Annotated in this window: 6 protein-coding genes; 3 read left to right on the forward strand and 3 right to left on the reverse strand. The window is 71.9% G+C overall.

Annotated features, from left to right (window positions below):
- The 3 genes from G6030_RS06995 to meaB all read left to right on the forward strand — a co-directional run.
- Positions 1 to 1,090, forward strand: a 1,090-nt coding sequence (locus G6030_RS06995) for a methylmalonyl-CoA mutase family protein (protein ID WP_241724223.1), incomplete at its 5' end; no start/stop codon positions are given.
- A 1-nt stretch (position 1,091) separates the two neighbouring features.
- On the forward strand, positions 1,092 to 3,365 hold the full coding sequence (gene scpA, locus G6030_RS07000; protein WP_061915106.1) for a methylmalonyl-CoA mutase: 2,274 nt from the start codon (positions 1,092 to 1,094) through the stop codon (positions 3,363 to 3,365).
- Positions 3,366 to 3,428: 63 nt separating this feature from the next.
- Positions 3,429 to 4,475: a methylmalonyl Co-A mutase-associated GTPase MeaB gene (gene meaB / locus G6030_RS07005; protein ID WP_007629102.1), complete on the forward strand. Its 1,047-nt coding sequence runs from the start codon at positions 3,429 to 3,431 to the stop codon at positions 4,473 to 4,475.
- A 43-nt stretch (positions 4,476 to 4,518) separates the two neighbouring features.
- Here the strand turns inward: meaB and G6030_RS07010 are convergent, their stop codons facing one another.
- The 3 genes from G6030_RS07010 to G6030_RS07020 form a co-directional block, all read right to left on the reverse strand.
- Positions 4,519 to 5,772: a sigma-70 family RNA polymerase sigma factor gene (locus tag G6030_RS07010; protein ID WP_182642634.1), complete on the reverse strand. Its 1,254-nt coding sequence runs from the start codon at positions 5,770 to 5,772 to the stop codon at positions 4,519 to 4,521.
- A gap of 40 nt (positions 5,773 to 5,812) precedes the next feature.
- Positions 5,813 to 6,178, reverse strand: coding sequence for a YciI family protein (locus G6030_RS07015; RefSeq protein ID WP_007629100.1), 366 nt, complete (start codon positions 6,176 to 6,178; stop codon positions 5,813 to 5,815).
- 154 nt (positions 6,179 to 6,332) lie between these two features.
- Positions 6,333 to 7,618, reverse strand: a 1,286-nt coding sequence (locus G6030_RS07020; protein ID WP_182642635.1) for an acyltransferase, incomplete at its 5' end; no start/stop codon positions are given.

A 7,618-nucleotide genomic window follows, 5' to 3' on the forward strand; every position in this document is an offset into this window, starting at 1 on the left:
CGTGCCCGCCGCGGCCGCGCTGCGCCAGGTCTCGTTCCGGTTGTCCGCGACCGACGACCAGTTCGCCTCGATCGCCAAGTTCCGCGCCGGCCGCCTCATGTGGGCCCGCGTCGCCGAACTGCTGGACGCCCCCGAGGCCGGCGGCGCGCCGCAGCACGCCGTGACCTCCGCCGCCATGATGTCGCGCCGCGACCCGTGGGTGAACATGCTGCGCACGACACTGGCCGCATTCGGCGCCGGCGTGGGCGGGGCCACCTCCGTGACGGTCCTGCCCTTCGACGCCTCCATTCCCGGCGGGCTCGAGAGCACCTCCCGCTCGTTCGCCGAGCGCATGGCCCGCAACACCCAGCTCCTGCTCCTCGAGGAGTCCCACCTGGGCCACGTCGTGGACCCGGCGGGCGGCTCCTGGTACGTCGAGTCGATCACCGACTCCCTCGCGGACGCCGCGTGGTCGGCCCTGCAGACCATCGAGGCCGAGGGCGGCCTGGTCGCGGCGATCGAGTCGGGGACCGTCCGCGAGGCGATCGCGCGGGTCCGTGAGGCCCGCGACACCGACATCGCCCACCGCACGGCGCCTGTCACGGGAGTGTCCGAGTTCCCGAACCTGGCCGAGCAGCCGCTCGACGCCTCCCGGCGCGGCGGTGACGACTACCGGTACGGCCGCGCGTTCGAGGACCTGCGTGACCGCTCCGACGCGCACCTGGAGGCGACCGGGTCCCGGCCGACCGTCCTGTTGGCGGGTCTGGGCCCGCAGGCCGAGACGACGCCGCGTGTGACGTTCGTGGCCAACCTGCTCGCCGCCGGCGGCATCGAGGCGCGCAACCCGGGTGTCACCGAGGCCGGCCAGTACGCCACCGCCCGCGAGGGTGAGGACATCGCCGTGCTCTGCGGCGCCGACAAGCGCTACGCCACCGAGGGGGAGGCCGCCGTGCGCGCACTCCGCGACGCGGGCGTGTCGACCGTCTACCTCGCCGGGGCCGAGAAGGGCTTCCCGGTGGGCGCCACCGACCGCCCGGACGGCTACCTGGCGCTCGGCATCGACGCCGTCGCCGCCCTGACCACCCTCCTCGACCAGCTGGGAGTGAAGTGATATGACGACCTTCCCCGATTTCAGCACCGCCTCCCTCCGCGACACCGACGGCCCCGACGCCCGGGCGGCCGCCGTGGCGGTCGAGGACGGCATCGCCTCCGACGCGCACTGGGAGACGCCCGAGGGTATCGACGTCAAGCGCGTCTACACCAAGGCCGACCGTGACGCCGTCGAGGCCGGCACCGCCCCGACCGACGACGGCGAGAAGATCACCCCCTTCCCGTTGGACACCGTGCCCGGTGCGGCTCCGTTCCTCCGCGGGCCGTACCCGTCGATGTACGTGAACCAGCCGTGGACCATCCGCCAGTACGCCGGCTTCTCCACCGCTGCCGAGTCCAACGCCTTCTACCGCCGCAACCTCGCCGCCGGGCAGAAGGGCCTGTCCGTGGCGTTCGACCTCGCCACCCACCGCGGTTACGACTCCGACCACCCGCGCGTGGCCGGTGACGTGGGCATGGCCGGCGTGGCGATCGACTCCATCCTCGATATGCGGGAGCTGTTCGACGGCATCGACCTCTCGTCGGTGTCGGTGTCGATGACCATGAACGGTGCGGTCCTCCCGATCCTGGCGTTCTACGTGGTCGCGGCCGAGGAGCAGGGGGTGACGCCGGAGCAGCTCGCGGGGACCATCCAGAACGACATCCTCAAGGAGTTCATGGTCCGCAACACCTACATCTACCCGCCCAAGCCGTCCATGCGGATCATCTCGGACATCTTCGCCTACACCTCCCAGAAGATGCCGCGCTTCAACTCCATCTCGATCTCCGGGTACCACATCCAGGAGGCCGGGGCGACGGCCGATCTCGAGCTCGCGTACACGCTGGCCGACGGTGTCGAGTACCTACGTGCCGGCCTGGACGCGGGCCTGGACATCGACAAGTTCGCACCGCGGTTGTCGTTCTTCTGGGCGATCGGCATGAACTTCTCCATGGAGATCGCCAAGCTGCGCGCCGGACGTCTGCTGTGGAGTGAGCTCGTCGAGAAGTTCGGTCCGAAGAACCCCAAGTCCAAGTCGCTGCGGACCCACTCTCAGACCTCGGGCTGGTCGCTGACGGCCCAGGACGTGTTCAACAACGTCGCCCGCACCTGCATCGAGGCCATGGCATCCACACAGGGCCACACGCAGTCGCTGCACACCAACGCTCTCGACGAGGCGCTCGCGCTGCCGACCGACTTCTCCGCGCGCATCGCCCGCAACACCCAGCTGCTGCTGCAGCAGGAGTCGGGCACCACCCGTCCGATCGACCCGTGGGCCGGCTCGTACTACATCGAGTGGCTCACGGCCCAGCTCGCCGACAAGGCCCGGCTCCACCTGCTGGAGATCGAGGAGGCCGGCGGCATGGCGCAGGCCATCGGCGAGGGCATCCCCAAGCTGCGCATCGAGGAGGCCGCGGCCCGCACGCAGGCGCGCATCGACTCCGGCCGCCAGCCGGTCATCGGCGTGAACAAGTACGTCGTCACCGAGGACCAGGAGATCGAGGTCCTCAAGGTCGACAACTCGCGCGTGCGCTCCGAGCAGCTCGCCAAGCTGGAGAAGCTGCGGGCCGAGCGCGACGAGGACGCCTGCCAGGCCGCCCTCGCCCGACTGACGGAGGCCGCCTCCGGTGGCCCCAGCAGCGACCTGGAGAACAACCTCCTCGCGCTGGCCATCGACGCCGCCCGGGCCCACGCCAGCATCGGTGAGATCTCCGACGCGCTGGAGAAGGTCTACGGTCGTCACAAGGCCGAGATCAAGACCCTGTCCGGTGTGTACCGGCAGGAGGTCACCAAGGAGGGCGCCGTGGACAACGTCACCCGGGCCATGCGGATGGCCGATGCGTTCGCCGAGCAGGACGGGCGCCGCCCGCGGATCCTGCTGGCCAAGATGGGCCAGGACGGTCACGACCGCGGCCAGAAGGTCGTCGGTACCGCGTTCGCCGACCTCGGCTTCGACGTGGACATGGGTCCGCTGTTCCAGACGCCGGAGGAGGTGGCCCAGCAGGCCGCCGACGCCGACGTCCACGTGGTGGGCGTGTCCTCGCTCGCGGCCGGGCACCTCACGCTCGTGCCGGCGCTGCGTTCGGCTCTGGCCGAGGTGGGCCGCGAGGACATCATGGTCACCGTCGGCGGCGTGATCCCTCCCGGCGACTTCCAGGAACTCTACGACGCCGGTGCCGCCGCGATCTACCCGCCCGGCACGGTCATCGCCGAGGCCGCGATCGGGCTGCTCGACACCCTCGCCGGCGAGCTCGGCTACGACCTGTCGTCGGCGGCCACCGACGCCACGGAGGCCTGATCGGACGTGGCACGGCTCGGCTCGGGACCTGATCCGGCGGGTTCGGGGAACCCCCTGGGCGCCATGTCCACCACGGCGGGCACCGGCGCCCCGCGGGGTCCGGTGCCCAGGTCGACCGGGCCGCGCCCCCGCCGCGAGATCGACGTCGACGCGCTGCTCGAGGGAGTGCTGGAGGACCGGCGGCCCGTGCTGGCCCGCGCGATCACCCTGCTCGAGTCCACCAATCCGGCCCACCGGGAGAAGGCCCAGCAGCTGCTCCTCGGCGCCCTGCCGCACGCCGGCGGGGCGTTGCGGATCGGCATCACCGGGGTGCCGGGAGTCGGCAAGTCGACGTTCATCGAGTCCCTCGGCCTCTATCTGGTGGAGCAGGGCCACAAGGTGGCGGTCCTCGCCGTCGACCCCTCCTCCACGCGTACCGGTGGCTCGATCCTCGGCGACAAGACCCGCATGGCCACTCTCTCCACCGAGCCGCGGGCCTACATCCGGCCCTCGCCGACCTCCGGCACGCTCGGCGGCGTCGCGAAGGCGACGCGGGAGACGATGGTCCTGCTCGAGGCCGCCGGTTTCGACGTCATCCTCGTCGAGACCGTCGGCGTGGGCCAGTCCGAGGTGACCGTGGCCGGCATGGTCGACTGCTTCACCTTCCTCACTCTCGCGCGGACGGGTGATCAGCTGCAGGGCATCAAGAAGGGCGTCCTCGAGCTCGCCGACGTGGTGGCCGTGAACAAGGCCGACGGGCCGCACGTGAAAGACGCCCAGCGGGCCGCCCGCGAGCTGGGGGCCGCGCTGCGCCTGGTCAGGCCGGCCGATGCGGTGTGGAAGGTCCCCGTCCTCACGATGTCCGGCCTCGAGGGCGAGGGCCTCGAGGGCTTCTGGGACGCGGTCCGCAAGCACCAACAGACGATGGCCGAGATAGGCGAGGTCGAGGCGCGTCGCGCCCGCCAGCAGGTCGACTGGACCTGGTCGATGGTGCACGAGACCCTCATGGCACGCCTGGCCGCGGATCCCGACGTCAAGAGGGTGGCGCCCGAGGTCGAGCAGCAGGTCCGCGACGGCACGCTCACGGCGGCCCTCGCCGCACAGGCGATCATCGACGCCTTCGACTCCTGACCGATCGCGGAGAGCCCGGATCGCGCGGCGCCGAGCGGCACGGTCAGGCGCCCCACCACCGCTTCCGCAGATACGCACGCTCGGCGTCGTTGAGGGCGAGCTCGTGAGCGCGTGACCACGCCTCTCGAGCCTCCTCCGACCGGCCGAGCATCTCGAGCGTGACCGCGCGGGCCTCGTGGAACGGGTGATGCCGCCGGAGCGCGGGGTCGGCGGACAGAGCCTCGAGTTCGGCGAGCCCGACCGCCGGCCCGTCGCGGCGTCCGCGGGCCACCGCCCTGCCCAGACGCACCGTCGGACCGGGCGCGATGCGGGCCAGAGCGTCGTACAGGACCGCGATCTGGGCCCAGTCGGTGCTGTCGAAGGTCGCGGCCTCGGCGTGCACGGCCGCGATGGCCGCCTGAACGGCGTACGGCCCCGGCCCGCCGGACGCGGACTCGCGGGCCAGCGCCAGCCCCTCATCGAGGAATAGCGGATCCCAGGACGCGCGATCCTGCTCTCCCAACGGGACGGGCGTCCCGCCGGGACCGGCGCGGGCGGGCGCGCGCGCCTGGGTGAGCAGCATCAGGGCCAGCAGTCCCGTCACCTCTCCGACCCCCGGCAGGAGCCGGTGGATGATCCGTGCCAACCGGATCGCCTCCGCCGTCAGGTCCGACCTGATGTGGGCGGTGCCCCCGGTCGCCGCGTACCCCTCCGTGAAGATGAGGTAGATGACGGCGAGCACGGCGGGAAGACGGCGGGGGATTTCGGACGCCTCGGGTACCCGTACGGGGATGCGGGTGACCCGCATCCGCTTCTTGGCGCGCACGAGCCGCTGCTGCATGGTGGCGACCGGAACCAGGAACGCGTGCGCGATCTCCACGGTCGTCAGCCCGGCGAGGTGGCGCAGGCACAACACCACCTGTTCCTCGACCCTCAGGGTGGGGTGGCAGCAGGCGAAGAAGAGCTCGAGTCGGTCGTCCGGGATCTCATCGGGATCGGCGGGGGAGAGCGCCGCGGCGGGCAGGCGGCGCGGGTCCTGCTCCACCTTGAGTCGAGCGAGCCTCTCGGTGAGGGCGCGCTCCCGACGAAGCCGGTCGATCGCCTTGCGGGTGGCCGTGGTCATGAGCCAGGCCAGCGGGCGGTCCGGTACTCCGGTACGCGGCCATGACTCCGCCGCGGCGACGAGCGCGTCCTGCGCGGCGTCCTCCGCGAGGTCCAGGTCGCCGAATCGCGAGACCAGCGCCGCCAGCAGCCGCGCGCGCTCCTCCTGCCGGATCCGGAGCAGCGCGTCGGGGAGCGCCGGGCGTCCGGCAGTCACGGCGGGGCCCCGGTTCCGCTCGCCGCCCGGCGGATCCTCATCAGTACTCCGCGATCGCTCGGACCTCGACCCGACCACCGTGCACGCCGGGGCACCTCGCGGCCCAGGCCAGCGCCTCGTCGATGTCCGCGACGTCGATGACGATGGTCCCACCGACGAATTCCCGGCTCTCGGGGAGCGGACCCGAGGTGACCACCGGCTCCGCGCCTCCGGGCGGGCACGCGACGCTCACACCTGTCTCCGGATCCTCGAGGGCGAACCCTCCGGCCAGCACGCCGGCCTTGTCAAGCTCCGCGTCGAACGCCATGAACGCCTCCGGGCCGGGGCCCTGCTCGGCGTCGTCGTTGGCGGGCTCCCCGCAGCGCGCGTCGTCGAGGTTTCCGAAGAGCAGTAGTACGTATTTCATTGGTATCACCTGGCCGTTCGTGGTGGACGCCGGTCGCCGGAGTGCGCCGACACCATGATGACGAACTGGAGCGACCGGGATCGACACCTCCGCAGAAGTTTCTTCTCGCGGGCGCGCCCGGACACGCCACGTCGTGGGACGTCCGCGCCGGCGGTCAGCGTCGTTCGAGCACCCTGCGCGCGGGCTCCTCGAGGAATCGGTGACTCGCTGCGCCCGCCGCCAGTGAACCCGCGACGGTGACCGGCCAGATGACCGCCATGCGCGGCGCCCACAGCGGGGTGCGGGTGAGGGGGAACGCGGCGTGCAGCACGAGTTGGTGCCACAGGAAGATCCCGTACGACCAGGTACCGACCTTCTGCAGCGGAGCCGATTCCAGCACGGGGAACCGTGTGCCCTCCGGCGCCAGGACGACAGGGGCCAGGACGAGGAACGCCATCGTGCCCGCCAGCCCGGTGCGGGCGGCGAACTCGAGCGGCCCCGGATGGACGAATCCCTCGGAGAACCACGCCGGCACGGTGGTGACGACCAGCGCCGCCCCACCGGCGATCCACCAGCCCCAGCGCGCGAGTCGATCGCGACACGCCCGGACGAGCGTGCCGGGCGGGGCCGTCACGATCTCGGCCAGCAGCATCCCCGCGGCGAACCAGGCGGTGAACGACGGTGGGAGGATCTGCACGTTGACATCGGTCGGCAGGAGGCCGAGCGCGTGCCACGGGATCATGGGGAACACCAGACCGGACGCGCCGAACGCGGCGATGGCCGGGATCCGCCACTTCGCGGCGTCGCCGCGCAGGCCCCTCAGCGCGGTCCACAGCAGTGGGAACGCGAGGTAGTACGCCATCTCCACCGCGAGCGACCATGCATGGGTGAGGCCGGCGACGAGGAAGTTCGACGTGTAGATCTGCGTGAGGGTCAGGTTGGCGATCCACGAGGCGGGCCCGTTGACGTGGTTCTGCTCGAGCAGCAGCATCGCGGCGGCGACCAGCACGGCGTAGGCCGGCATGATCCGCACGAGCCGCGAGCGCAGGTACTCGCGTGTGGGCCTCGCCGTTCCCGGCCTGTCCCGGCGGGCGTGATCGGCGTGCGCACGCCACAACAGGAAACCGGACTTGGCGAAGAACACCGCGACGGCCAGGTCGAGACGGCCGAACAGTCTCTTGATCGGCGAGCCGGTGGACGACCGCGTGACGAACGCGACGTGCGTGGTGAGCACGCCGACGGCGGCGAGGCCGCGGATCCCCTCGAGCGCCGGGACGAAGCCCTTGGCGCCAGCCGGAGGGCGTATCGCGCCGCCCGGGCCCGGGGTCCCCGGGGTGTGTCCCGCACGCGCAGAGCCGGACCCCGCGGCCGCGACCGATGTCGTGGTGTCGACCGGGTGGACGGAACCAGGGGTCGCGGCGCCCGGACCCGCCATCGTGAACACCGGCCGGCCCGCCCGAC

The sequence above is a fragment of the Dietzia sp. E1 genome, assembly GCF_014145015.1.
GTDB classification, from domain to species: Bacteria; Actinomycetota; Actinomycetes; order Mycobacteriales; family Mycobacteriaceae; genus Dietzia; species Dietzia cinnamea_A.

Excerpts from the sequence above, each read along its gene's own strand:
- scpA (WP_061915106.1), top strand. The coding sequence starts at position 1,092 with ATGACGACCTTCCCCGATTTCAGCACCGCCTCCCTCCGCGACACCGAC.
- meaB (WP_007629102.1), top strand. The coding sequence starts at position 3,429 with ATGTCCACCACGGCGGGCACCGGCGCCCCGCGGGGTCCGGTGCCCAGG.
- G6030_RS07015 (WP_007629100.1), bottom strand. The coding sequence starts at position 6,178 with ATGAAATACGTACTACTGCTCTTCGGAAACCTCGACGACGCGCGCTGC.